Raw genomic sequence first — 25,544 nt, forward strand, 5'->3', positions numbered from 1 at the left:
ACCCGCCCCGGCACGCCGTCGGCACGCCGTCGGCCCCTCAGGTTGCGGCGGTTTTCAGCCAACGCCCTCACCGGCCGTCCGTCTTTTTCGAACCCCCGGCCGGTTTGCCGGGCCATGACCCGCGCCGGCCGCTCCGCCGGGGCCTCCCAAGGGCCGGGCCAGGGACGGCGGTCGGGCTCTTTGATCTTCCTTTGCGCGGGACCGGGCCGCCCTTGGTTGCGGCTTTACCGATCACCGCCCCGCGTCACATTCCCGAAACGTTCACCCGCCTGCCGCTTTCCGGCCAACCTGACCTCACGGTCATGACATGTACGCGCCCCCGGTGTCACAGTTCCACGGCAGCCCGCTGCACCGGCACCACCGCACCTCCCGCACCTCCCGCACTGCCTTCCCCTGCAAGCCGTCCGGATCGGCCCGACCCCGGCCGCCGCCCGGACTTCCACACAAGGAGATCGCGTGTCCGCCTTCTACGCGCGTCATCGGCGCACCGCGCTGGCCGCTGCCACCGCACTCGCCGCAGGCTCCCTGCTCGTCACGGCCGGCACCGCCACCGGCGCCCCCGACACCGCCGCGGCCTCCGCCGCGCAGACCGCGGCCGTCCCCGCCGCGATGCCGGTGCAGCTGTCCCCCGCGGCCCGCACCGCCCTGCTCAAGGCGGCCGAGGGCCGCACGGCCGACACGGCCGGGAAGATAGGCCTGGGCGCCCAGGAGGAACTGGTCGTCCGGGACGTGGTCCAGGACCGCGACGGCTCCGTGCACACCCGCTACGAGCGCACCTTCGGCGGACTGCCGGTCCTCGGCGGCGACCTCGTCGTCCACACCTCGGGCGCCGGCAAGCACCTGGGCGTCACCAAGAACGTCAAGGCCGAGATCAAGGCCGACCTGACCGCCGAGGTCCCCGCGGCCAAGGCGAAGACCCAGGCGCTGTCCGCCTCCGAGGCCGCCGACGCGGAGAAGTCCGCCGTCGAGTCCTCCCGCAAGGTGGTCTGGGCCGCCGACGGCGAGCCGAGACTGGCCTACGAGACGGTGGTCGGCGGCCTGCAGGCCGACGGCACCCCCAACGAGCTCCACGTGATCACCGACGCCGTCTCCGGCGAGAAGATCCACGAGTTCCAGGGCGTGCACACCGGCACCGGCAAGACCATGTACTCCGGCAGCGTCACGCTGAACACCACGCTCTCCGGCTCGACGTACCAGCTGACCGACTCCACCCGGGGCGGCCACAAGACGTACAACCTGGCCCGTGGCACCTCCGGCACCGGCACCCTGTTCACCGACGCGGACGACATCTGGGGCACCGGAGTCGCCTCCAGCTCCTCCACGGACCAGACCGCCGCCACGGACGCCGCCTACGGGGCCCAGAAGACCTGGGACTTCTACAAGAGCACCTTCAACCGCAGCGGCATCAGGAACGACGGCAAGGCCGCCTACTCCCGCGTCCACTACGGCAACGCCTACGTCAACGCCTTCTGGCAGGACTCCTGCTTCTGCATGACCTACGGCGACGGCTCGGGCAACACCCACCCGCTGACCTCGCTGGACGTGGCGGCCCACGAGATGACGCACGGCGTCACCTCGGTCACCGCCAAGCTCACCTACAGCGGCGAGTCCGGCGGCCTCAACGAGGCCACCTCGGACATCCTGGCCACCGGCACCGAGTTCTACGCCGCCAACGCCACCGACACCGGTGACTACCTCATCGGCGAGAAGATCAACATCAACGGCAACGGCACGCCGCTGCGCTACATGGACAAGCCCAGCAAGGACGGCGCCTCCGCCGACTACTGGTCCTCCAGCCTCGGCTCCAAGGACGTGCACTACTCGTCCGGCCCGGCCAACCACTTCTTCTACCTGCTCTCCGAGGGCAGCGGCGCCAAGACCATCAACGGCGTGAGCTACAACTCTCCGACCTACAGCGGCACGGCGGTCACCGGCATCGGCCGCGCCAAGGCGCTGCAGATCTGGTACAAGGCGCTGACCACCTACATGACGTCCACCACCAAGTACGCGGGCGCCCGCACCGCCACGCTGAGCGCCGCCACCTCGCTGTACGGCTCGGGCAGCGCGGAGTACAACGCGGTGAACGCGGCCTGGGCCGCGGTCAACGTCAAGTGACGCCGGTCGGGGACTGACCGGAAATCGTCGAACGACCGAGCGGCACCCGGAGGGCATATGCCCCCGGGTGCCGCTTAGTCTTGGGCCTCATGTCGTTCACCTACGAGGACGTCGGCGCCACACGCGACGGCGGCGTCCCCTGCCCGCCCGGCTTCCACTCGCTGCACGAGCGCACCCGGCTCGGCGAGGGCGAGGAGGTGTTCCGCCGGGCCGCCGAGGCCCTGACGACCTGGCGGATGCACCGCGAGATGGGCGTGGGGATCACCACCTCGGCCGAGCGGGCGGCGCCCGGGGTCGACGTCACGGTGACCCTGGCCGGCATCGTCAGGGCGCCCTGCCGGGTGGTGTGGACGATGGACGAGCCGCGCCGCGCCGGCTGGGCCTACGGGACGCTGCCCGGCCACCCGGAGAGCGGGGAGGAGGCCTTCGTGGTCAGCCGCACCGGCGACGGCACCGTCTGGCTGACCGTCACCGCGTTCTCCCGCCCCGCCAAGTGGTACGCCAAGGCCGGCGGTCCGGCGACCCGCGGCTTCCAGCACGCCTACGCCAGGCGCTGCGGCGTGGTGCTGCGCCGCCTCGCCGACCCGCCTGCCGAGTTCTGAGGGGCCGCGCGGCGCCGGGAGGCGCCGCGCGGGGGCCCGTCAGCGCATGAGCAGCCCGGCCGCCTCCACCAGGTCCTCGGAGGGCAGCGCGACCAGCCCGAGCTCCGCACCCGAGGCGAGCAGCCGATGCGCGGGCAGCACCCGCACCGTGTAGCCGAACGGCCCCGTGCGGTCCAGGGTGAGCGGGCCCTCGTACACCCAGTTCCCCTCCGTGTCGGGCCCGTTGGACGCCGGCTTGAGCGGGACGGTCGTCGGGGCGGTGAGCCGGTCCTCGGCGTCGACCCGGCCCGCCGCCGCCTGCACCTCGACGTCCTCCGGGGAGAGCCCGCCCAGCGCGACCCGGACCCGCAGGGTGAGCGTGGCGCCCAGCTCGGCGGTGGCCGTCGCGGACGAGGTCTCCACGTGGCCGACCCGCACACCCGGCCAGCCGCCGCGCACCCGCGCCTTCCACTCGGCGAGCTCGCGGGCCGCGTCCGCGTCCATCGCCCGGTGGGAGCGGGCGGCCGGGGCGTAGAGCCGCTCGACGTACTCCCGCACCATCCGGCCCGCCAGCACCTTGGGCCCCAGGTGGGTGAGGGTGCGGCGGACCATCTCGATCCAGCGGTCCGGCAGACCGCTGTCGCCGGCCTTCTCGTAGAACCGCGGGGTGACCCGCCGCTCCAGCAGGTCGTACAGGGCCGCGGCCTCCAGGTCGTCGCGCCGCTCCGGTCCGGTGCCGGTCCCGTCCGCGGTGGGGATCGCCCACCCGAAGTCGCTCTGGTACCACTCGTCCCACCAGCCGTCGAGGACCGACAGGTTGAGGCAGCCGTTGAGCGCGGCCTTCATGCCGCTGGTGCCGCACGCCTCGAGCGGCCGCAGCGGGTTGTTCAGCCAGATGTCGCAGCCCGGGTAGAGCTTCTGCGCCATGCCCATGCCGTAGTCGGGCAGGAAGACGATCCGGTGCCGCACCCGCGGGTCGTCGGCGAACCGCACCAGCTCCTGGATCAGCCGTTTGCCGCTCTCGTCGGCCGGATGGGCCTTGCCCGCGACCACCAGCTGCACCGGCCGCTCCGGGTGGAGCAGCAGCGAGCGCAGCCGGTCGTGGTCGCGCAGCATCAGGGTGAGCCGCTTGTACGACGGCACCCGGCGGGCGAAGCCGATGGTCAGGACGTCCGGGTCGAGGACCCCGTCGATCCAGCCGAGCTCGGCGTCGCCGGCGCCGCGCTGACGCCAGGAGTCGCGCAGCCGCCGCCTGACCTCGTCGACCAACTGGGCCCGCAGGGAACGGCGCAGCTGCCAGATCTCGTCGTCGCGGACGTCGGCGACGGCGTCCCACCGCTCGGAGCCGCCGACGCTCAGCGCCTCCTCGGCCCGCTGCTCGCCGACGCCGCGCCCGGCCATCCTGAGCACCTCGGGCGCCACCCAGGTCGGCGCGTGGACGCCGTTGGTGACGGAGGTGATCGGCACCTCCTCGGGGTCGAATCCCGGCCAGAGTCCGGCGAACATCTCGCGGCTGACCTTGCCGTGCAGCAGGGAGACGCCGTTGGCCCGCTGGGCCAGGCGCAGGCCCATCACCGCCATGTTGAAGACGCCGGGGTCACCGCCCGGGTAGGTCTCCGCGCCGAGCCGCAGCACCCGGTCGACGTCGACGCGGGGCAGCTCGGCGTCCTGCCCGAACTGCCGGGCGACCAGGTTGCGGTCGAACCGGTCGATGCCGGCCGGGACGGGGGTGTGGGTGGTGAAGACCGTGCCGGCCCGCACCGACTCCAGCGCGGAGTCGAAGTCCAGTCCCTGGCTGACCAGTTCGTGGATGCGCTCCAGGCCGAGGAAGCCGGCGTGGCCCTCGTTGGTGTGGAACACCTCGGGTTCGGGGTGGCCGGTGAGCTCGCAGTACACGCGCACCGCCCGGACACCTCCTATGCCCAGGAGCATCTCCTGCAGCAGCCGGTGCTCGCTGCCGCCGCCGTAGAGACGGTCGGTGACGCCCCGTTCGCCGGCGCCGTTGTCCTCGACGTCGGAGTCGAGCAGGAGCAGCGGCACCCGTCCGACCTGGGCGAGCCAGATCCGCGCCCGCAGCGACGTGCCGCCGGGCAGGGCGAGCGAGACGTGGGCGGTGGATCCGTCGGGCCGGGAGAGCGGGGTGAGCGGCAGCTCGTGCGGGTCGAGGACCGGGTAGTGCTCCTGCTGCCAGCCGTCGCGGGAGAGCGACTGCCGGAAGTAGCCGTGCCGGTAGAGCAGTCCCACCCCGATCAGCGGGACACCCAGGTCGCTGGCGGCCTTCAGGTGGTCGCCGGCCAGGATGCCCAGGCCGCCGGAGTACTGCGGCAGGGCCGCGGTGATGCCGAACTCCGGCGAGAAGTAGGCCACCGCCGAGGGCAGCGGGCCGGACTGCTCCTGGTACCAGCGGGGACCGCCGGTGTACTCGGCGAGGTTCTCGGCGGCCGCGGACAACCGGGCCAGGAACTCTCCGTCCTGGGCCAGCTCGGCGAGCCGGGCGGGCGGGACGCTGCCCAGCAATCGCACCGGATCGTCGCCGCAGGCCGCCCAGCGTTCGGGGTCCACGGACCGGAAGAGGTCGCGGGTCTCGGCGTGCCAGGACCAGCGCAGGTTCCGCGCCAGATCACTGAGTGGCCGCAGGGGTTGGGGGAGGACGGGACGGACGGTGAATCGACGGATCGCCTTCACGTTTCCACCTCGGCTGGGCGTGCGGAGAATATGGGGGACACATCCGCACGAATGCGTCCCCGTCGTCACCCCTGACGGTATCCGCGTACGGACGGATCAACCACGGCGTGCGGGTTCACCGGCGTGCCGCCGGGGCATACGGCGCACGACACGCGGCGCGGGCGGGTGAAATACCCGCCGCTCAGGGGGGAATACGTCGATGGATGTACAAGTCCGGATCGTAGCGATCGGGTACGGGACCGGTCTTGTGCTCCCGGATACGCATGAGTAGTTAACAAAGCGCCGGATTGCTCACCCGAAGAGGGTGGGAAGGCTCCCCCGGTACCCCCTTCCGGCGGTTCCGGTGGGGACCGCCTTCCCGTCCTCCCGCCCCACCCGTTCGGCCCGTTGCCCCCCGACCCGCGAAGCCTCACCCGCCCCCACCCCGCATCTCCCCATCCGCCCACCCACGTTGACGCGGAGGAGTGGTCATGCCCGCCACATCTCGTCCGACGGCCCGTCCGCAGGAGCCGGACGCCGCAGCCCGCCCTCGGCCGCAGCCACCACGCGACGCCCCGGCGTCCGACGGCGCCGCTCCGGCGCACACCCCACCCCCGCGCTCCGGGGGCGCGACCCCACCGGAGGATCCCGCCCCGCAGCACGGTCCCACCGGGGACGGCACGGCGGAGGGCCGGGCCGCCGCCCATCCCGGTGAGGACGGCGCCCCGCATCCCCGGCCACCGGGGACCGGGGACCGCCTCGCCGGCCCCGGCGGCGGCAAGCCCGCCGCGGACGAACCCTCGGACTCGACCCGGAACCTGATGAACAGCAAGAACGGCAAGGACAGCAAGAACGGCAAGGACGGCAAGGACGTGAAGGGCTCGCGGAAGGGCCTCGCCAAGGCCTCCGCCCAGCCCCAGGGCAGGACGCCCGGCAAGTCGCCCGGCAAGTCGCCGGGCAGGTCCTCCAGGAAGGCACCGTCGCCGGAGAGGACGTCCCCCTCCCGCCGGACCCCCGCCCGGCCCCCGCGCCCCCTCGCCCCCGCGGCGACCGTGGGGCGCATACCCGTGGAGGACGTCCGTCCCCGCGTGGCCGACGGCCGGCGTCCCGCGAAGGCGGTGGTCGGCGAGAGCTTCGAGGTCACCGCGACGGTGTTCCGCGAGGGGCACGACGCCGTCGCCGCCAACGTGGTGCTGATCGACCCGGACGGCGGGCCCGGCCCGTGGACGCCGATGCGCGAGGTCGCTCCCGGCACCGACCTGTGGGCCGCCGTCGTCACCCCGGACCGCACCGGCCGCTGGAGCTTCCTCGTCGAGACGTGGAGCGACCCGGTGGGCACCTGGCGGCACGCCGCCCGCATCAAGGTCCCGGCCGGCATCGACACCCACCTGGTGTTGGAGGAGGGCGCGCGCCTGCACGAGCGGGCCGCCGGGGGCGTCCCCGAGGGTCCGGACCGCGAGGCCGTGCTGGCCGCGGTGGACGCGCTGCGCGACGAGGAGCGCCCGGTGGCCTCCCGTCTGGCGGCCGCCCTCACTCCCGAGGTGACCGCGGCACTGGACCGCCACCCGCTGCGCGAACTGGTCACCGCCTCCGACCCGCTGCCGCTGCTGGTGGAGCGGGAGCGGGCGCTGTACGGGTCCTGGTACGAGTTCTTCCCGCGTTCCGAGGGCGCCGTGGTGCCGCAGGACGGGCCGCCGGTCAGCGGCACCTTCCGCACGGCCGCGGAGCGGTTGCCGGCCGTCGCCGCGATGGGCTTCGACGTGGTCTACCTCCCGCCGATCCACCCCATCGGCCGCACCCACCGCAAGGGCCCCAACAACACCCTCTCCGCGCACGAGTGGGACGTCGGCGTGCCGTGGGCGATCGGGTCGCAGGAGGGCGGGCACGACGCGGTCCACCCGGACCTGGGGACGATCGAGGACTTCGACGCGTTCGTGGCGAGGGCGTCGGAGCTGGGGCTGGAGATCGCGCTGGACTTCGCGCTGCAGTGCTCCCCGGACCACCCGTGGGTGGAGAAGCACCCGCAGTGGTTCCACCACCGCCCCGACGGGTCGATCGCCTACGCGGAGAACCCGCCGAAGAAGTACCAGGACATCTACCCGATCGCCTTCGACCAGGACATGCCCGGCCTGGTCCAGGAGACCGTCCGCGTCCTGCGGTTCTGGATGGACCACGGGGTGCGGATCTTCCGCGTCGACAACCCGCACACCAAGCCGGTGGTGTTCTGGGAGAAGGTCATCGGCGAGATCAACGGCACCGACCCCGACGTCGTCTTCCTGGCCGAGGCCTTCACCCGCCCCGCCATGATGCGCGTCCTCGCCCAGACCGGGTTCCAGCAGTCCTACACCTACTTCACCTGGCGCAACACCAAGGAGGAGCTCACCGACTACCTCACGGAGCTGAGCGGGGAGACGGCGCCGTACCTGCGCCCGAACCTGTTCGTGAACACCCCCGACATCCTGCACGCCTACCTGCAGCGGGGCGGGCGGCCGGCCTTCGAGGTCCGCGCGGTCCTGGCGGCCACCCTCTCCCCCGCCTGGGGCGTCTACGCGGGCTACGAGCTCTGCGAGAACACCCCGGTGCGCGAGGGCAGCGAGGAGTACCTGGACTCGGAGAAGTACCAGCTGCGGCCCCGCGACTGGGAGGCCGCCGAACGGGAGGGCCGCACCATCGCGCCCCTGCTGACCCGGCTGAACGAGATCCGCCGCGCCAGCCCCGCCCTGCGCCACCTGCGCAACCTGCGTTTCCACCACGCCGACAAGGACGAAGTGATCGTCTACTCCAAGCGGCACGGCTCGAACACGGTTCTGGTGGTGGCCAACCTGGACCCGCACCACACCCAGGAGGCCACGGTGTCGTTGGACATGCCGCAACTCGGCCTGGACTGGCACGAGTCGGTACCGGTGCGCGACGAGCTCACCGGCGAGACCTATCACTGGGGCAGGGCCGCCTATGTACGCCTCGGACCCGGGGGAGCACATGTGCTGACCGTCGGCGCCGGTGGCGACGGGGTCCTGCGACCGTCCTCACCGCAGATCGGAGGGTCACCCACCACATGATCGTCAACGAGCCCGTCCCGGACAAGTTCGAGGACACCCCCGCCCGTGACCGGGATCCCGACTGGTTCAAGCGCGCCGTCTTCTACGAGGTCCTGGTCCGCTCCTTCCAGGACTCCAACGGCGACGGCGTCGGCGACCTCAAGGGCATCACCGCCAAACTCGACTACCTGCAGTGGCTCGGCGTGGACTGCCTGTGGCTCCCGCCGTTCTTCAAGTCGCCGCTGCGCGACGGCGGGTACGACGTCTCCGACTACACCTCGGTGCTGCCCGAGTTCGGTGACCTGGCCGACTTCGTGGAGTTCGTCGACGCCGCGCACCAGCGCGGCATGCGCGTGATCATCGACTTCGTCATGAACCACACCAGCGACCAGCACCCGTGGTTCCAGGAGTCCCGCAAGGACCCCGACGGCCCCTACGGCGACTACTACGTCTGGGCCGACGACGACAAGCAGTACCAGGACGCCCGGATCATCTTCGTCGACACCGAGACGTCCAACTGGACCTTCGACCCGGTGCGCAAGCAGTACTACTGGCACCGGTTCTTCTCCCACCAGCCGGACCTCAACTACGAGAACCCGGCCGTGCAGGAGGAGATCGTCTCCGCGCTGCGGTTCTGGCTGGACCTGGGCATCGACGGGTTCCGGCTCGACGCGGTGCCCTACCTGTACCAGCAGGAGGGCACCAACTGCGAGAACCTGCCGGCCACGCACCAGTTCCTGAAGCGGGTGCGCAAGGAGATCGACGCGCACTACCCGGACACCGTGCTGCTGGCGGAGGCCAACCAGTGGCCGGAGGACGTGGTCGACTACTTCGGCGACTTCGCCTCCGGCGGCGACGAGTGCCACATGGCCTTCCACTTCCCCGTCATGCCGCGCATCTTCATGGCCGTGCGGCGTGAGTCCCGGTACCCCGTGTCCGAGGTCCTCGCGAAGACGCCGGCGATCCCGCAGAACTGCCAGTGGGGGATCTTCCTGCGCAACCACGACGAGCTGACCCTGGAGATGGTCACCGACGAGGAACGCGACTACATGTACGCGGAGTACGCCAAGGACCCGCGGATGCGGGCCAACATCGGCATCCGCCGCCGTCTCGCGCCGCTCCTCGACAACGACCGCAACCAGATCGAGCTCTTCACCGCCCTGCTGCTCTCCCTGCCGGGGTCGCCGGTCCTGTACTACGGCGACGAGATCGGCATGGGCGACAACATCTGGCTCGGCGACCGCGACGGCGTGCGCACCCCCATGCAGTGGACCCCCGACCGCAACGCGGGCTTCTCCTCCTGCGACCCCGGCCGGCTGTACCTGCCGACCATCATGGACCCGGTCTTCGGCTACCAGGTCACCAACGTGGAAGCCTCGATGGCGTCGCCGTCGTCGCTGCTGCACTGGACCCGCCGGATGATCGAGATCCGCAAGCAGAACCCGGCGTTCGGGCTGGGCGCGTACACCGAACTCCCGTCCTCCAACCCGGCGGTGCTCGCGTTCCTGCGCGAGTACGAGGACGACACGGTGCTGTGCGTGCACAACTTCTCCCGCTTCGCCCAGCCCACCGAGCTGGACCTGCGGGAGTTCACCGGCCGGCACCCCGTGGAGCTCATCGGCGGGGTCCGCTTCCCGGCCGTCGGCGAGCTGCCGTACCTGCTGACCCTGGCGGGCCACGGCTTCTACTGGTTCCGGCTCCGCGAGGACCCGGCCGACAAGGGCCCGGCGTAACCGGCCAGTTCCGTCGCGAGGCGGTTTCGGCCGCCTCGCGACGGGCACGCGAAAACACCCGCTCCCCCGTCCCGAAGGGGAAAGGACGCGCCGCCATGTCGGAAGCCTCGCCGTACGCCCCCGCCCGCTCCACCCTGCCCGCGCAGGACCTCTCGGCCTTCCTGGAGCCGCTGCTGCTCGAGTGGCTGCCCCGCCGCCGCTGGTTCGCCGGGAAGGGCAACGCGCTCTCCCACCTGACCGTGGTGGCCGAGACCGAGCTGGTGCCGCTGCCCGCCGCGGGCAACCAGCCCGGGCTGCTGCACCTGCTGGTCCGCGCGGGACGACATCCCGGCGACTGCTACCAGTTGCTCCTCGGTGTCCGCCGCACCCTGCCGCCCCACCTGGCCCCCGCCCTGATCGGGCGCCTGCACCACGGGCCGTTCGCCGGTGTCACGGTCTACGACGCGCTGCACGACCCGCGCGCCACCGGCCTGCTGCTGGAGGCGCTGCGCAGCCGTGCCCGGGTCGGCGGGTTGCGCTTCGAACGCGAGGGTGACAAACCGTTACCTCTGGACGCGGCGCCGCGGCTGGTCACCTCGGAGCAGTCCAACTCCTCGGTGGTCTACGGCGAATCGTTGATCCTCAAGCTGCTGCGCCGGGTCACCCCCGGCGTCAATCCCGACCTGGAGCTGCCGCTGGCACTCGCCCGCGAGGGCTGCGCCCGGGTGCCCGCGCCGGCCGGCTGGCTGACCGCCCGGTTGCCGGGCGAGCCGGAACCGTACGTGCTGGCGGTCCTGCAGCCGTTCCTGCGCGGCGCCGACGACGGCTGGCAGCTGGCGCTGGCCCGGCTGGCCGAGGACCGGGACTTCACCGGCGAGGCCCGCGCCCTGGGACGCGCCACCGCCGAGGTGCACCTCTCGCTGGCCCGCGCCCTGCCCACCGTCACCCTGGGCCGGGCCCAGCTCGCGCAGATGGTCGAGGGGATGTGCGAACGGCTGGACGCCGCGGTCCACGCGGTGCCCGCCCTGCTCCCGTACGCGGACGGTCTGCGTTCCGCGTACACGGCGCTGGCGGACCTGGCCTCGGAGGGGCGCACCTGGACCGCCCAGCGGGTCCACGGCGACCTGCACCTCGGCCAGTGCCTGCGCACCCCGGACGGCGAGTGGTCGCTGATCGACTTCGAGGGCGAGCCGTCCCGCCCGCTGGCCGAGCGGCGCCTGGAGCAGCCGGCGGTCCGGGACGTCGCCGGGATGCTCCGCTCCTTCGACTACGCGGCGCACTCCGGGCGTCCCTGGCCGCCGGGGTGGGCGGACGCCTGCCGGTCCGCGTTCTGCACCGGGTACGCGGAGGTGTCCGGCAGCGACCCGCGCACCGACCCGGTGATGCTGCGGGCCTGCGAGACCGAGAAGGCCGTCTACGAGGTGGTCTACGAGGCCCGGCACCGGCCGGACTGGCTGCGGGTGCCGCTGGCCGCGATACAGCGCCTGGCCGCCGGGGCCGCGGGACCGGTCCCGTGAGCCCCCGGCCGCGGCCCCGGCCCGCCGCCCCCGCGCCGCCCTGATCCCGTACCGCCCCACACGCCGGACCGACGTGTGTTCCCCCCGAGGAGGCCCCCTGTGGTGCAGCCCAGCCAACCGTCCACCCGTCCGACCTCCGGCCGGGAGCGGGCGGCCGCCCTTCGCAGGACACCGGCCGCCAGGCCACCGCAGCAGCGGACCCCCCACGACCGGGCCGACGGTCCGCCGCCCACCGCCGCGCCGCGGTCCGCGCCGCCCGAGGTGGTCCCCGCGCCGTGTCCGCCGGAGGACCGCGAGCGGCTGCTGGCCGGGAGCCACCACGACCCGCACGGCGTGCTCGGCGCCCACCCGGCCGACGGCGGCACGGTGATCCGCGCCCTGCGCCCGCACGCCCGCTCGGTCACCGTGGTCGCCGAGGGGCTGCGGGCCGAACTCCACGACGACGGCGACGGGTTCTTCTCCGGCCGCCTCCCGCTCTCCGCCGAGCAGGGCGTGCCCGCCTACCGGCTGCTGGTCGGCTACGAGGGGGGCACGCACGAGACCGAGGACGCCTACCGCTTCCTGCCCGCACTCGGCGACCTGGACCTCCACCTGATCGGTGAGGGCCGCCACGAGGAGCTGTGGAAGGCGCTAGGCGCCCACCCCATGACCCACCAGGGCGTCACCGGCACCCGTTTCACCGTGTGGGCGCCCAACGCCCGCGGGGTGCGGGTGACCGGCACCTTCAACTTCTGGGACGGCGCCGGCTTCCCGTTGCGCTCGTTGGGCGCCACGGGTGTCTGGGAGCTGTTCGTGCCCGCGGTCGGCGAGGGCGAGCTCTACAAGTTCGAGATCACCCGCCCCGACGGCAGCCGCACGCTGCGCGCCGACCCGATGGCCCGCCGCACCGAGTGCCCGCCCGCGACCGCCTCCGTGATCACCTCCTCCGACTACGAGTGGGGCGACCAGGAGTGGCTCGCGCGGCGCGGCGAGGTCCCCGCCCACGAGGCGCCGTTCTCCGTCTACGAGGTGCACCTGCCCTCCTGGCGGCCGGGACTGGGCTACCGGCAGCTCGCCGAGCAGCTGCCGGCGTACGTCGCGGAGCTGGGGTTCACGCACGTCGAGCTGATGCCGGTCGCCGAGCACCCGTTCGGCGGCTCCTGGGGGTACCAGGTCACCGGCTTCTACGCGCCGACGGCCCGGATGGGCACCCCGGACGACTTCAAGTACCTGGTCGACAGCCTGCACCGGGCCGGCATCGGCGTGATCATGGACTGGGTGCCCGCGCACTTCCCGCGCGACGCCTGGGCGCTGGCGGAGTTCGACGGCCGCCCCCTGTACGAGCACCCGGACCCGCAGCGGGCCGCCCACCCCGACTGGGGGACGCTGGAGTTCGACCTCGGGCGGCGCGAGGTGCGCAACTTCCTAATCGCCAACGCCGTGTACTGGTGCGAGGAGTTCCACATGGACGGCCTGCGGGTGGACGCCGTCGCCTCCATGCTCTACCTGGACTACAGCCGCGAGGACGGGCAGTGGACGCCCAACGAGCACGGCGGCCGGGAGAACCTGGACGCGGTGGCCTTCCTGCAGGAGATGAACGCCACCGTCTACCGCCGGGTCCCGGGGATGGTGACCATAGCCGAGGAGTCCACCGCCTGGGACGGCGTCACCCGCGCCACCCACCACGTCGGCCCGTCCGGCTTCGGCGGCCTCGGCTTCGGCCTGAAGTGGAACATGGGCTGGATGCACGACTCGCTGGAGTACATGGCGCACGACCCGGTGCACCGGGCGTACCACCACGACCGGATCACCTTCTCCATGGTGTACGCGTACAGCGAGAACTACGTGCTGCCGATCTCGCACGACGAGGTGGTGCACGGCAAGCGCTCGCTGGTGTCGAAGATGCCGGGCGACTGGTGGCGGCAGCGGGCCGATCTGCGGGCGTACCTGGGCTTCATGTGGGCCCACCCCGGGAAGCAGCTGCTGTTCATGGGGCAGGAGTTCGCGCAGGGCGCGGAGTGGTCGGAGGCGCACGGCCCGGACTGGTGGCTGCTCGACCCGTCGTACGGGGCCGCGGCCGACCACCGGGGGGTGCGGGACCTGGTGGCCGACCTCAACGCGGTGTACCGGCGGACGCCGGCGCTGTGGCAGCGGGACGTCTCGCCGGACGGGTTCCGGTGGGTGCTGGCGGACGGGGCCGGGGACAACGTGCTGGCGTTCCTGCGGTACGACGCCGAGGGATCGCCGCTGCTGGCGGTGTGCAACTTCTCCCCCGTGGTGCGGGAGGACTTCCGGGTGGGCGTCCCGGACGACGTCCCCGCCTGGGCGGAGGTCCTCAACACGGACGCGGAGCGGTACGGGGGGTCCGGGGCGTGCGGGTCCGGCCCGCTGAAGCCGGAGCCCCAGCCCTGGCACGGCATGGCCGCGAGCCTCCGCCTCACGCTGCCGCCGCTGTCCACGGTGTGGCTGACCCCGGCGTGAGCACGGCCCGGACCCACTGAGCGCGGGCGGGGTCCCGTACCGCACGGTGACGGTACGGGACCCCGCGCCGTTCCCGGGGCGGCCACTGCGCCGTCCGGGCCCGGTGGGTGTTCCGTCAGCCCGCCGAGGTGCCCGCCGGGGTCCTCGCCGGCCGCGCGGCGGCGGCCAGTTCGGCGCGGTGGGCGGCCAGGCGGGAGGTCCGGCCGGCCGTCAGCGCCCCCACCGGCCTGCCCCGTGGTGGTGGACGGGGGCGGGGAGCGCGGCGCCAGGCCGCGCCGCCCCGCCCCCTCCCCCGGTCACGGCGTGGTCGTCACGCCCGGTCGAGCGCCTCCGACCGCGCCAGCGCGTCCGGCAGCGGCGCGGCGTGCACCACCGCGAGCCGCTGGGTCGCGCGGGTCAGCGCCACGTACAGGTCGCTCGGGCCGAAGGCGGCCGGCTCGACCACGATCACGGAGTCGAACTCCAGCCCCTTCACCCCCCGCGGGTCCACCAGCACGACCCGCCGGGTCAGGTCCGGCACGCCGGTGACCGGAACGCCGAGCGCATCCCCCAGTTCCCCGTGCAGCTCCCGCGGCGCGACGACCGCGAGGCGCCCCTCCTCGGGGGTGAGGTCGCCCACCACCGACGCGACGGCGCCCGGCAGCTCGCCGGGGCCGCCCGCCGCGACGGCGAACGGCCGGATCCCGGTCTCCCGCACCGACCGCGGCGGCTCGAACTCCGGCGCCCGTGCCCGCACGACCGCCGCCGCGACCTCCATGATCTCCGCCGGGGTGCGGTAGTTGACGGACAGCCGCCTGTGCTCCCACCGGTCCTCGACGTAGGGGGCGAGGATCCCCTTCCAGGACCCCACTCCCACCGCCTCGGCGGTCTGCGCGGGGTCGCCCACCAGCGTCATCGCCCGCGTCGGGGACCTGCGCATCAGCAGCCGCCACGCCATCGGCGACAGCTCCTGCGCCTCGTCCACGATGATGTGCCCGAACGCCCAGGTGCGGTCCGCCGCCGCCCGCTCCGCCGCGCTGCGGTGGTCGGCCTCCTCGTGCCGTTCGGCGAACCGCTCCGCGTCGATGATGTCCTGCGCGCCGAGCACCTCCGCGTCCTCGTCGTCCTTGTCCTCGAACTCGTAGGTGCGCGAGGCGTAGGCGACGTCCAGCACGCCCTGCGCGTAGGCGATGCGGGCCCGCTGCTCGCGTGCCGCCCGGTCGCGCGCCGCCCGGTCGTCCTCGCCGAGCAGCTCGGCCGCCTCGTCGAGCAGCGGCACGTCGGCGACCGTCCACTCCGTGGTCACCGGCCGCCGCACCGCCTCCGCGTCCTCGGGCGGCAGGTAGCCGTCCGGTTCCGCCAGCAGCCGGGCCACCACCTGCCGCGGGGTGAGCACCGGCCAGAGCTCGTCGATCGCGTCCCAGACGGCCGGGTTGTCGGCCAGCTCGTCGCGGATCGCCGAGACGTCGCTGTCGTCCAGCAGGTTGGACCCGTCGTAGGGGTCGGTGCCGATCTGCTCGGCGACCAGCTCGGTGAGCGTGTTCAGCAGGTACCCCTCGAAGTACTCCCGCGCCAGGTTGTGCGGCAGCCCCGTGGACCGGGCGCGGTCCCGGGCGACCCGCACCAGGCCCTCGTCGAGCATCACCACCTGCCGGTCGTGCTCGACGGCGAGCACCGGGTCGGGCAGCCGCTCGTGGTCGCGCACCAGGCGCTCCAGCACCTCGGCCATCCCCGCGCGCCCCTTCACCGCCGCCGTGGCCGGGGTGTCGGCGGCGGTCGCCGTGACGCCGGGGAACAGCTCGCCCACGGTGGCCAGCAGCACGCCGGTCTCACCCAGCGAAGGCAGCACCTCGCCGATGTAACCGAGGAAGGCCGGGTTCGGGCCGACGATCAGCACCGCGCGCCGCGCCAGCAGCTCGCGGTGCTCGTAGAGCAGGAAGGCGGCACGGTGCAGGGCGACCGCGGTCTTGCCGGTGCCGGGCCCGCCCTCGACCACCATCACCCCCTGGTGCGGGGCGCGGATGATGCGGTCCTGGTCGGCCTGGATGGTGCGCACGATGTCGCCCATCCGGCCGGTGCGGGCCTGGTTGAGCGCGGCCAGCAGCACGGCGTCGCCGGTGGGGTCCTCGTGGCCGGTGCGGGTGGTGTCGCCCAGGTCGAGGATCTCGTCGTGCAGGGCGGTGACCGTGCGGCCCTCGCTCGAGATGTGCCGGCGCCGCCGCAGCCCCATCGGGGAGTACCCGGTGGCCAGGTAGAACGGTCGCGCCACCTCGGCGCGCCAGTCGATCAGCAGCGGTGTGCGCTCCTCGTCGTCGGCCCGGATGCCGATCCGGCCGATGTGGTGGGTCGCGCCGCCGGTGAGGTCGATCCGGCCGAAGCAGAGCGCGCTGTCGACCGCGTCCAGGGCGGCGAGCAGCCCGGAGCGCTCGGCGACCAGGATGTCGCGCTCCAGCCGGCCCTGCCGCGTGGTGTCCCCCTGGGCCAGCGCCTCCTTGACGGCACGGTCCGCGTCCGCGCGCAGGGTCTCGACGTGCTCGTGCAGTCCGTCGACGAATTCCTGCTCACGCCGCAATTCGAGGTCGTGGAATTCGTCGTTCCCGCCGTCGTTCCCGCCGTCGTGTGAATGTGCCGTGTTTGACAATGCCGCTCCCGCCCGGATATACTCTGCTCAGTACGCTTTATCGTGACTTTCTGAAACAAGTCGCGAATGAACAAAGATAGACGACGAAAACCCCCGGAGACAATTCCCCGGGGGTTTTTCCGTGCGCCTGTGTGCGCCGCGGTGTCGGGTCCGGACGTCAGGGCGTGACGTCAGGACCTGGCGAGCGTCTTGTCGTCACCGGCGGAGGCGGCGGGCGGTCCGGCCGGCCCGCCGGAGGCGTCGTGGCCGTCGCCGTGGCCCTCGTGCCCGTCGAGCAGCGTGCGCTCGTCGAAGGGCAGCTCGCCGGCGAGGACGCGCCGGACCCGGTCCTTGTCGACCTCCTTGGTCCAGGTGCCGATCAGCAGCGTGGCGACCGCGTTGCCCGCGAAGTTCGTCAGGGCGCGGGCCTCGCTCATGAACCGGTCGATGCCGACGATCATGCCGACGCCGTCGACCAGGTCGGGCTTGTGCGACTGGAGCGCGCCGGCCAGCGTGGCCAGGCCGGCGCCGGTGACGCCCGCGGCGCCCTTGGAGGCCACCATCATGAAGAGCAGCAGGGTGATCTGCTGGCCGACCGTCATCGGGTCGCCCATCGCCTCGGCGATGAACAGCGAGGCCATGGTCAGGTAGATCATCGTGCCGTCGAGGTTGAAGGAGTAGCCCGTCGGCACGGTGATGCCGACGACCGGGCGGCTGACGCCCAGGTGCTCCATCTTGGCGATCAGCCGCGGCAGCGCCGACTCCGAGGAGGAGGTCGAGAAGATGAGCAGGAATTCGCGGCCCAGGTACTTCAGCAGGCTGAACAGGTTCACCTTGGCGACGATCCGGACCAGGGCCCCGAGCACCACCAGCACGAACAGGGCGCAGGTGAGGTAGAAGCCGATCATGATGGCCGCCAGCGCCTTCAGGGCGTCGACGCCGGTCTCCCCGACCACGGCCGCGATGGCGCCGAAGGCGCCCACCGGGGCCGCCCACATGATCATGGCGAGGATGCGGAAGACCAGCCGCTGGATGTGCTCGACGCCGCGCAGGATCGGCTCGCCGGAACGGCCCATGGTCTGCAGCGCGAAGCCGGCCAGCAGGGCGACCAGCAGGGTCTGCAGGACGACGCCCTCGGTGAAGGCGGAGACCAGCGTGGTCGGGATGATGGACAGCAGGAAGTCGGTCGTCGTGGTCTCGCTGCCGGCCGCGGCCTGCTCCTGGCCGACGCCCTTGGCGGCCTCGGTGAGCTCCACCGCGCCGCCCGGATGGACGACGTTGCCGACGACCAGACCGATGGCCAGCGCGACGAAGGACATCGTCACGAAGTAGCCGATGGCGAGGCCGCCCACCTTGCCGACCTTGGCCGCCTTCCGCACCGAACCGATGCCGAGCACGATGGTGCAGAAGATGATCGGCGAGATCATCATCTTGATGAGTCCGACGAACGCGGTGCCTATCGGCTTGAGTTCCTTGGCGACGCCGGGAGCTGTCAGGCCCAGGACGATGCCGAGGACCACGGCCACCACGACCGCGAGATAGAGGAAATGCGTGCGGTCCCGCCGAGGTCCGGCGTCGGGTCCCGCTTGACCCGGGATGGTCGCACCGGTCATGGATGGCCTCCTTGGCAGCCGTGTCGGAAAAAGCGTCCGACGATGCTTGCACATGGCATTCAGCTGCCGGACGGCTTTCCGACGGCACCGGAGTCGTCAGATTTTCACGTGAAGTAATCAGATGTGAGCAAGCGGTGGTGAGCGGGAACCCGCCGCCCTAGCGTCTGCATCGTGCACAGATCCCCCTCCCCGGCCTTCGACGCCGCCGCCGCGCACCGCATCCGCACCGCCCTCGGGCTCGGCCCCGAGGAGGTCGCCCACGGCATGCGCACCGCCTTCGGCCTGGGCCATGTGACGCCGGAACTGGTCACCGCCTGGGAGAAGAAGCAACTCCCGCCCGGCAAGGAAGAGTTGGCCGCACTGGCCGGGATGCTCTGGTGCTCGCCCGCCGACCTCGCGGGCCGGCCGCGCACCTTGCGCGAACACCGCCTGGCCCGCGGGTTCACACCGGAGGAGGTGGCCGCGGCGATCGGCCTGGACGTCCTCGCCTACCTCCGCATGGAGCAGGAGAACGTCTGGCGCGGCGGCGACCGGCCGACCCAGCAGCTGCGCCGGCTGTTCCGGCTGGACCGGGCCGACCTGGTCGCGGTCAGCGGGCGACACGCGAAACTCTCACTGCTCCTGCGCGAGACATTCACCTCGCGGGGCGCCGGACCGGCGCGCGCGGTGGCCCGCACCGCCTGTCTGGACCGCCGCGTGGTCGACATCGCCCTGCGCCGGCTGCGCGCCGGGCACACCGCGGCCCCCGACCCGGAGGTGTTCGCCTCCCACGCCGTGGACCACTTCTGGGAGGCGGTCAGGGCGAACCCCTGACCGCTCGCGCACGACGGCGCGACGGACCGGGCCCGGGCCGCTCAGGCACCCGGAACCCCGCACCCGGAACCCCGCACCCGGAATCCGAGCGGGTCAGAAGACCGACTCGGCCTCCTCCATACGGCTCTTGGGCACGTGCTTCAGCTCGGCCGTGGCCTCGGCCAGCGGGACCATCACGATCTCGGTGCCGCGCAGCGAGGTCATCATGCCGGAGACCCCGCGGTGCGCCGCCTCCACCGCGTGCCAGCCGAAGCGGGTCGCCAGGACCCGGTCGTAGGCCGTGGGGGTGCCGCCGCGCTGGACGTGGCCCAGGATGACCGGTCGGGCCTCCTTGCCCAGCCGCCGCTCGAGCTCGCGGGCGAGGGCGGTGCCGATGCCCTGGAAGCGCTCGTGGCCGTACTGGTCGATCTCGCCCTTGCGGTAGTCCATGCTGCCCTCGGCCGGGTGCGCGCCCTCGGCCACGCAGATCACCGCGAACTTCTTGCCGCGGGCGAACCGCGCCTGCACCATCTCGACCAGGTCGGCCGGGTCGAACGGCCGCTCCGGGAGGCAGATGCCGTGCGCGCCGGCGGCCATGCCGGACTCCAGCGCGATCCAGCCCGCGTGACGGCCCATCACCTCGACGACCATCACCCGCTGGTGGGACTCGGCGGTGGTCTTCAGCCGGTCCATCGCCTCCGTCGCGACCGTCACGGCCGTGTCGAAGCCGAAGGTGCGGTCGGTGGAGGAGATGTCGTTGTCGATGGTCTTCGGCACGCCGACGATCGGCATGCCGGCCTCGGCGAGCATGCTGGCGGCCGTCAGGGTGCCCTCGCCGCCGATCGGGATCAGCACGTCGATGCCGAACCGGTTGGCGGTCTCGCGGACCTCGCGGCAGGCCTCCTGCAGGCGGGCCCGGGGCAGCCGGGAGGAGCCCAGTATCGTGCCGCCGCGGGCCAGGATGCCGCTGACGGCGTCCAGGTCGAGGGTGCGGTACCGCCCGTCGAGGAGACCCTCGTAGCCGTCCTCGAAACCGATGACCTCGTCGTCGTACTGGGAGATGGCGCGGTGCACCACGGAACGGATCACCGCGTTGAGGCCGGGGCAGTCGCCGCCGGCGGTAAGAATCCCGATGCGCATGCCGCTCCCGCGTCTCGCCTCTTCCGTCGGGCCCCGATTGTTCCACGCCCCGCGGGAACCCGCGCGCCGGCCGGGGAGCGAGGGCCCGCGGGGAGCGGCACCGGCCGGGTCCGTGCCACGGAGCGGCACCGCCGGGCCGCGTGCAGCGGCACCGCCTGGACCGCGAACCGCGGCACCGCCGGTGCGGACGCCGCGGCGGGCAACCCGCCCGGCGTAGCCGCGCGGCCCCCCGGTACCCGGCCGGGGGCGATGTTTGACAGGCTGGCCCAGAGGCACCGGAACCGGAGCACCACCCGTGCGCCGGCGAGGCGCCGGCGCACCGACGGCACAGGAACGGAGACCCCCGCGTGACGCGCAGCGTGTACGTGACCGGTATCGACCGCGGCGACGGCCGCCAGGTCGTGGACCTGGGGGTGATGGAACTCCTCACCCGTCAGGTCGACCGCGTCGGCGTCTTCCGCCCTCTCGTGCACGACGGTCCCGACCGCCTCTTCGAGCTCCTGCGGGCCCGCTACCGGCTCGGCCAGGACCCGGCCACCGCGTACGGCATGTCCTACGAGCAGGCCACCGCCCTGCAGGCCGAGCGCGGCCTGGACGAGCTCGTCACCGCCCTGGTCGACCGGTTCCACGCGGTCGCCGACGCCTACGAGGTCGTCCTGGTCCTCGGCACCGACTTCGCCGGCGCGAACCTGCCCGACGAGCTGGGGCTCAACGCCCGGCTGGCCAACGAGTTCGGGGCGTCGGTGATCGGCGTGGTCGGCGGCCGGGGGCAGAGCGCCGAGGCGGTGGCCGACGAGGCGCGCAACGCCTGCCGCGCCTACCAGGACCTCGGCTGCGACGTCCTCGCGATGATCGCCAACCGGGTCGCCCCGGAGGACCGCGACGCGGTGGCCGAACTGCTCGACCGGCGGCTCGACAAGCGGCACGGCCTGCCGGGCTACGTGCTGCCCGACGAACCCGCCCTGTCCGCGCCCACCATGGGGCAGATCGCCCACGCCCTGGACGCCCAGGTGCTGCTGGGCGACGCGGCGGGCCTGGCCCGCGACGCGCTCGGCTTCGTCTTCGGCGGCGCCACCCTGCCCAACCTGCTCAAGGCGCTCACCCCCGGCTGCCTGATCATCGCCCCCGGCGACCGGACCGACCTGGTGCTGGGCGCCCTCGCCGCGCACAGCGCCGGCTCGCCGCCGATCGCCGGCGTGGTGCTCACCCTCGGCATCGTCCCCGACCCCGGCCTGATGGCGCTGGCCGAGCGGCTGGCCCCCGGCACCCCGGTGCTGTCCGTGCGGGAGAACAGCTTCCCCACCGCGGAGCGGCTGTTCACCATGGAGGGGAAGCTCAACGCCGCCACCCCGCGCAAGGCGGAGACCGCGCTGGGCCTCTTCGAGCGGTACGTCGACGTGGCCCGCCTGCGCACCCTGGTCTCCGCGCCCAGCAGCGGCCGCGTCACCCCGATGATGTTCGAGCACGGCCTGATCGAGCGGGCCCGCGCCGACAAGCGCCGGGTGGTGCTCCCGGAGGGCACCGAGGAGCGGGTGCTGCGGGCCGCCGAGGTGCTGCTGCGCCGCGGGGTGTGCGAGCTGACGCTGCTCGGCCCGGCCGAGCAGATCCGCAAGAAGGCCGCCGACCTGGGCCTGGACATCGCCGACGCCGAGCTGATCGACCCGCAGACCTCGGAGCTGCGCGAGTCCTTCGCCCGCCGCTACGCCGGGCTGCGCGCCCACAAGGGCGTCGGCTTCGACCTGGCCCACGACGTGGTCTCGGACGTCAACTACTTCGGCACCCTGATGGTGCTGGACGGCTTCGCCGACGGCATGGTCTCCGGCTCGGTGCACTCCACCGCCGCCACCATCCGCCCCGCCTTCGAGGTGATCCGGACCCGGCCGGACGCGGAGCTGGTCTCCTCGGTGTTCTTCATGTGCCTGGCCGACCGGGTGCTGGTCTACGGCGACTGCGCGGTCAACCCCGACCCGGACGCCGCGCAGCTCGCCGACATCGCCCTGCAGTCGGCGGAGACCGCCGCCCAGTTCGGGGTGGAGCCGCGGATCGCGATGCTGTCCTACTCGACCGGGGCCTCCGGGGCCGGCGCCGACGTGGAGAAGGTCCGGCGGGCCACCGAGATCGTGCGCGAGCGGCGCCCCGACCTGCCGGTGGAGGGGCCGATCCAGTACGACGCCGCCGTGGAGCCCACCGTGGCGGCGACCAAGCTGCCCGGGTCCCGGGTGGCGGGGCAGGCCACCGTGCTGATCTTCCCGGACCTCAACACCGGCAACAACACGTACAAGGCGGTGCAGCGTTCGGCCGGCGCCATCGCCGTCGGCCCGGTGCTGCAGGGCCTGCGCAAGCCGGTCAACGACCTGTCCCGCGGGGCCCTGGTGCAGGACATCGTCAACACGGTGGCCATCACGGCCGTCCAGGCCCAGCAGCCCGCTCCCGCCACCGCCGCGACGCCCGCCTCCGGCTCCGCCCCCTCCCCCGATGGGACCGACCGCGCGCAGAAGGGGAGCCGGTCATGACCGCCACCCGTGTCCTCGTCCTCAACACCGGCTCGTCCTCGGTGAAGTACCAGCTCCTCGACATGACGGACCGCAGCCGGCTGGCGGTGGGCCTGGTCGAGCGGATCGGGGAGGAGTCCGGCCGGATCAGGCACACGCTGATCTCCGGACCGCAGGGCAGGGAGCGCATCCGGGAGACCACCGGCCCGGTCCCGGACCACCGGGCGGCCCTGGAGGCCGTCGCCGAGGAACTGGCCCGCGACGGCCTGGGCCTGGACTCCCCGGAGCTGGCCGCGGTCGGCCACCGGGTGGTGCACGGCGGCAAGCGGTTCACCGAGCCCACGCTGATCGACACCACCGTGGTCAACGAGATCGAGCGGCTCTCCCCCGTCGCCCCGCTGCACAACCCGGCCAACCTGATCGGCATCCGCACCGCCCAGAAGCTGCGCCCCGACCTGCCCCACGTGGCCGTCTTCGACACCGCGTTCCACTCGACGATCCCGGAGGCGGCGGCCCGGTACGCGATCGACGTGGAGACCGCGGACCGTCACCGGGTGCGCCGGTACGGCTTCCACGGGACCTCGCACTCCTACGTCTCGCGCGCCGCGGCGAAGCTGGTGGGCAAGGACCCCGCCGAGGCGAACGTCATCGTGCTGCACCTGGGCAACGGCGCCTCGGCCTCCGCGGTGCGCGGCGGGCGGTGCGTGGAGACCTCGATGGGGCTCACCCCGCTGGAGGGCCTGGTGATGGGCACCCGGTCCGGGGACCTCGATCCCGCGGTGGTCTTCCACCTGATGCGGGTGGGCGGCATGACGGCCGACGAGATCGACGTCCTGCTGAACAAGCGGTCCGGGCTCGTGGGGCTGTGCGGGGACAACGACATGCGGGAGATCCGCCGCCGGGTGGACGAGGGCGACGAGGCGGCGAAGCTGGCGTTCGACGTCTACGTGCACCGGCTGCGCAAGTACATCGGGGCGTACTACGCGGTGCTCGGCCGGGTGGACGTGGTCGCCTTCACCGCGGGGGTGGGCGAGAACTCCGCCCCGGTGCGGGCCGCGGCCCTGGAGGGTCTGGAGGGGCTGGGCCTCGCCGTGGACGAACACCTCAACGCCAGGCCCGCCGACGGGCCCCGGCTGATCTCGCCCCCGCACCTGTCCGTGGCGGTCGCGGTGGTGCCCACCGACGAGGAACTGGAGATCGCCGCGGAGACCTACGAGCTGGTCACGGGCGCCCGGCGGAGACGGTGAGGGCGGGGGCCGCCGGCAAGCTACCGCCGGGTATTTATTCCGCTGCGAAACAAACGGATAGGATCCCTTCCATGCGCCGTTCGAAGATCGTCTGTACTCTCGGCCCCGCGGTCGACTCCCATGAGCAACTGGTCGCGCTGATCGAGGCGGGGATGAATGTCGCCCGCTTCAACTTCAGCCATGGCTCCCACGAGGAACATCAGGGCCGCTACGACCGGGTGCGCGCCGCCTCCCAGGAGACCGGCCGCCCGGTGGGCGTCCTCGCCGACCTCCAGGGTCCGAAGATCCGCCTGGAGACCTTCGCCGAGGGTCCCGTGGAGCTGGTGCGGGGCGACGAGTTCACCATCACCACCGAAGACGTGCCCGGCGACAAGTCGATCTGCGGCACCACCTACAAGGGCCTGCCCGGCGACGTGAACCGCGGCGACCAGATCCTGATCAACGACGGCAACGTCGAGCTCAAGGTCCTGGACGTCGAGGGCCCGCGGGTGCGGACCATCGTGATCGAGGGCGGGGTGATCTCCGACCACAAGGGCATCAACCTGCCCGGGGCCGCGGTGAACGTCCCCGCGCTGTCCGAGAAGGACGTCGACGACCTGCGCTTCGCGCTGCGGATGGGCGCCGACCTGGTCGCCCTCTCCTTCGTCCGCGACGCCGACGACGTGCGTGACGTCCACAAGGTGATGGACGAGGTGGGCCGCCGGGTCCCCGTCATCGCCAAGGTGGAGAAGCCGCAGGCGGTGGAGAACATGGAGGCCGTGGTGGCGGCCTTCGACGGCGTCATGGTGGCCCGTGGCGACCTGGCCGTGGAGTATCCGCTGGAGAAGGTCCCGATGGTGCAGAAGCGCCTGGTGGAGCTCTGCCGACGCAACGCCAAGCCGGTGATCGTGGCGACCCAGATGATGGAGTCGATGATCACCAACTCCCGTCCGACCCGCGCCGAGGCCTCCGACGTGGCCAACGCGATCCTGGACGGCGCGGACGCGGTGATGCTCTCCGCCGAGTCCAGCGTGGGCGCGTACCCGATCGAGACGGTCCGGACCATGTCGCGCATCGTCCAGGCCGCCGAGGAGGAGCTCCTCTCCAAGGGCCTGCAGCCGCTGGTGCCGGGCAAGAAGCCGCGCACCCAGGGCGGGTCGGTGGCCCGCGCGGCCGCCGAGATCGCCGACTTCCTCGGCGGCAAGGGCCTGGTGGCCTTCACCAAGTCCGGCGACACCGCCCGCCGCCTGTCCCGCTACCGGGCCTCGCAGCCGATCCTCGCCTTCACCACCGAGGAGTCCGCCCGCAACCAGCTCTGCCTGAGCTGGGGCGTGGAGCCGCACGTGGTGCCCTTCGTCAACAGCACCGACGAGATGGTCGAGCTGGTCGACCAGGAGCTGACGCGGCTGAACCGCTTCGAGCCCGGCTCCGTCGTGGTGATCACCGCCGGTTCGCCCCCCGGCGTCCCCGGCACCACCAACATGGTGCGCGTCCTGCACCTGGGCGCCGACGGCGCGAGCTGACGCCGGCGGTCCCCCCGCGCGGACACGGCAGCGCCCCACCGCCTCGACGCGGTGGGGCGCTGCCGTGTGCCG

At 72.8% G+C, this 25,544-nt stretch carries 14 protein-coding genes; 10 read left to right on the top strand and 4 right to left on the bottom strand.

Features of this window, described 5'->3' with window-relative positions; translation table 11 throughout:
* Nucleotides 1-456: 456 nt before the first annotated feature.
* Both Sfr03f_RS14460 and Sfr03f_RS14465 read left to right on the top strand, forming a co-directional pair.
* Nucleotides 457-2,115 carry a M4 family metallopeptidase gene (locus tag Sfr03f_RS14460; protein ID WP_108954307.1) on the top strand — a complete coding sequence of 553 codons (1,659 nt, stop codon included), beginning with the start codon at nt 457-459 and terminating at the stop codon, nt 2,113-2,115.
* An 89-nt stretch (nt 2,116-2,204) separates the two neighbouring features.
* Entirely contained in the window at nt 2,205-2,717 is a 513-nt protein-coding gene (locus tag Sfr03f_RS14465; protein ID WP_108954980.1) for a DUF1990 domain-containing protein, read from the top strand.
* A 39-nt stretch (nt 2,718-2,756) separates the two neighbouring features.
* Here Sfr03f_RS14465 and Sfr03f_RS14470 read toward each other — a convergent pair whose 3' ends face one another.
* A complete protein-coding gene (locus tag Sfr03f_RS14470) occupies nt 2,757-5,381 on the bottom strand; it encodes a glycosyltransferase family 1 protein (protein ID WP_108954308.1) in 2,625 nt (874 codons plus the stop codon).
* Between the two features lie 470 nt (nt 5,382-5,851).
* Here Sfr03f_RS14470 and Sfr03f_RS14475 point away from each other — a divergent pair, with 470 nt between their 5' ends.
* From Sfr03f_RS14475 to glgB, 4 genes are all read left to right on the top strand, one after another.
* On the top strand, nt 5,852-8,419 hold the full coding sequence (locus Sfr03f_RS14475; RefSeq protein WP_439959678.1) for an alpha-1,4-glucan--maltose-1-phosphate maltosyltransferase: 2,568 nt from the start codon (nt 5,852-5,854) through the stop codon (nt 8,417-8,419).
* Nucleotides 8,416-10,131 carry a maltose alpha-D-glucosyltransferase gene (treS, locus tag Sfr03f_RS14480; protein WP_108954309.1) on the top strand — a complete coding sequence of 572 codons (1,716 nt, stop codon included), beginning with the start codon at nt 8,416-8,418 and terminating at the stop codon, nt 10,129-10,131. Before Sfr03f_RS14475 ends, treS begins: the two co-directional genes overlap by 4 nt.
* Nucleotides 10,132-10,226: 95 nt before the next feature.
* On the top strand, nt 10,227-11,627 hold the full coding sequence (locus Sfr03f_RS14485; protein ID WP_108954310.1) for a maltokinase N-terminal cap-like domain-containing protein: 1,401 nt from the start codon (nt 10,227-10,229) through the stop codon (nt 11,625-11,627).
* A gap of 102 nt (nt 11,628-11,729) precedes the next feature.
* On the top strand, nt 11,730-14,087 hold the full coding sequence (glgB, locus tag Sfr03f_RS14490) for a 1,4-alpha-glucan branching enzyme (protein WP_245967565.1): 2,358 nt from the start codon (nt 11,730-11,732) through the stop codon (nt 14,085-14,087).
* Nucleotides 14,088-14,397: 310 nt separating this feature from the next.
* Here glgB and Sfr03f_RS14495 read toward each other — a convergent pair whose 3' ends face one another.
* A complete protein-coding gene (locus Sfr03f_RS14495; protein ID WP_108954312.1) occupies nt 14,398-16,638 on the bottom strand; it encodes a HelD family protein in 2,241 nt (746 codons plus the stop codon).
* Nucleotides 16,639-16,877: 239 nt separating this feature from the next.
* Nucleotides 16,878-18,299, bottom strand: coding sequence for a cation:dicarboxylate symporter family transporter (locus Sfr03f_RS14500; protein WP_108954313.1), 1,422 nt, complete (start codon nt 18,297-18,299; stop codon nt 16,878-16,880).
* A 171-nt stretch (nt 18,300-18,470) separates the two neighbouring features.
* Here Sfr03f_RS14500 and Sfr03f_RS14505 point away from each other — a divergent pair, with 171 nt between their 5' ends.
* On the top strand, nt 18,471-19,112 hold the full coding sequence (locus tag Sfr03f_RS14505; protein ID WP_245967566.1) for a helix-turn-helix domain-containing protein: 642 nt from the start codon (nt 18,471-18,473) through the stop codon (nt 19,110-19,112).
* Between the two features lie 93 nt (nt 19,113-19,205).
* Here Sfr03f_RS14505 and Sfr03f_RS14510 read toward each other — a convergent pair whose 3' ends face one another.
* Nucleotides 19,206-20,231 carry an ATP-dependent 6-phosphofructokinase gene (locus Sfr03f_RS14510; protein ID WP_108954315.1) on the bottom strand — a complete coding sequence of 342 codons (1,026 nt, stop codon included), beginning with the start codon at nt 20,229-20,231 and terminating at the stop codon, nt 19,206-19,208.
* A 347-nt stretch (nt 20,232-20,578) separates the two neighbouring features.
* Here Sfr03f_RS14510 and pta point away from each other — a divergent pair, with 347 nt between their 5' ends.
* The 3 genes from pta (at nt 20,579) to pyk (ending at nt 25,472) form a co-directional block, all read left to right on the top strand.
* Nucleotides 20,579-22,744 carry a phosphate acetyltransferase gene (gene pta, locus Sfr03f_RS14515; protein ID WP_108954316.1) on the top strand — a complete coding sequence of 722 codons (2,166 nt, stop codon included), beginning with the start codon at nt 20,579-20,581 and terminating at the stop codon, nt 22,742-22,744.
* Nucleotides 22,741-23,970, top strand: coding sequence for an acetate kinase (locus tag Sfr03f_RS14520; protein ID WP_108954317.1), 1,230 nt, complete (start codon nt 22,741-22,743; stop codon nt 23,968-23,970). The genes pta and Sfr03f_RS14520 overlap by 4 nt, the downstream gene beginning before the upstream one ends.
* A 71-nt stretch (nt 23,971-24,041) precedes the next feature.
* Nucleotides 24,042-25,472 (top strand): pyruvate kinase, encoded by a 1,431-nt coding sequence (gene pyk, locus Sfr03f_RS14525; RefSeq protein WP_108954318.1) that lies wholly within the window; start codon nt 24,042-24,044, stop codon nt 25,470-25,472.
* Nucleotides 25,473-25,544 lie beyond the last annotated feature (72 nt).

Source organism: Streptomyces fragilis (assembly GCF_003112515.1).
GTDB lineage: Bacteria > Actinomycetota > Actinomycetes > Streptomycetales > Streptomycetaceae > Streptomyces > Streptomyces fragilis.

Coding starts and splice junctions, on each gene's coding strand:
- Sfr03f_RS14475 (WP_439959678.1), top strand. CDS start 5,852: ATGCCCGCCACATCTCGTCCGACGGCCCGTCCGCAGGAGCCGGACGCC.
- treS (WP_108954309.1), top strand. CDS start 8,416: ATGATCGTCAACGAGCCCGTCCCGGACAAGTTCGAGGACACCCCCGCC.
- Sfr03f_RS14510 (WP_108954315.1), bottom strand. CDS start 20,231: ATGCGCATCGGGATTCTTACCGCCGGCGGCGACTGCCCCGGCCTCAAC.
- pyk (WP_108954318.1), top strand. CDS start 24,042: ATGCGCCGTTCGAAGATCGTCTGTACTCTCGGCCCCGCGGTCGACTCC.
- Sfr03f_RS14485 (WP_108954310.1), top strand. CDS start 10,227: ATGTCGGAAGCCTCGCCGTACGCCCCCGCCCGCTCCACCCTGCCCGCG.
- Sfr03f_RS14520 (WP_108954317.1), top strand. CDS start 22,741: ATGACCGCCACCCGTGTCCTCGTCCTCAACACCGGCTCGTCCTCGGTG.
- Sfr03f_RS14500 (WP_108954313.1), bottom strand. CDS start 18,299: ATGACCGGTGCGACCATCCCGGGTCAAGCGGGACCCGACGCCGGACCT.
- Sfr03f_RS14465 (WP_108954980.1), top strand. CDS start 2,205: ATGTCGTTCACCTACGAGGACGTCGGCGCCACACGCGACGGCGGCGTC.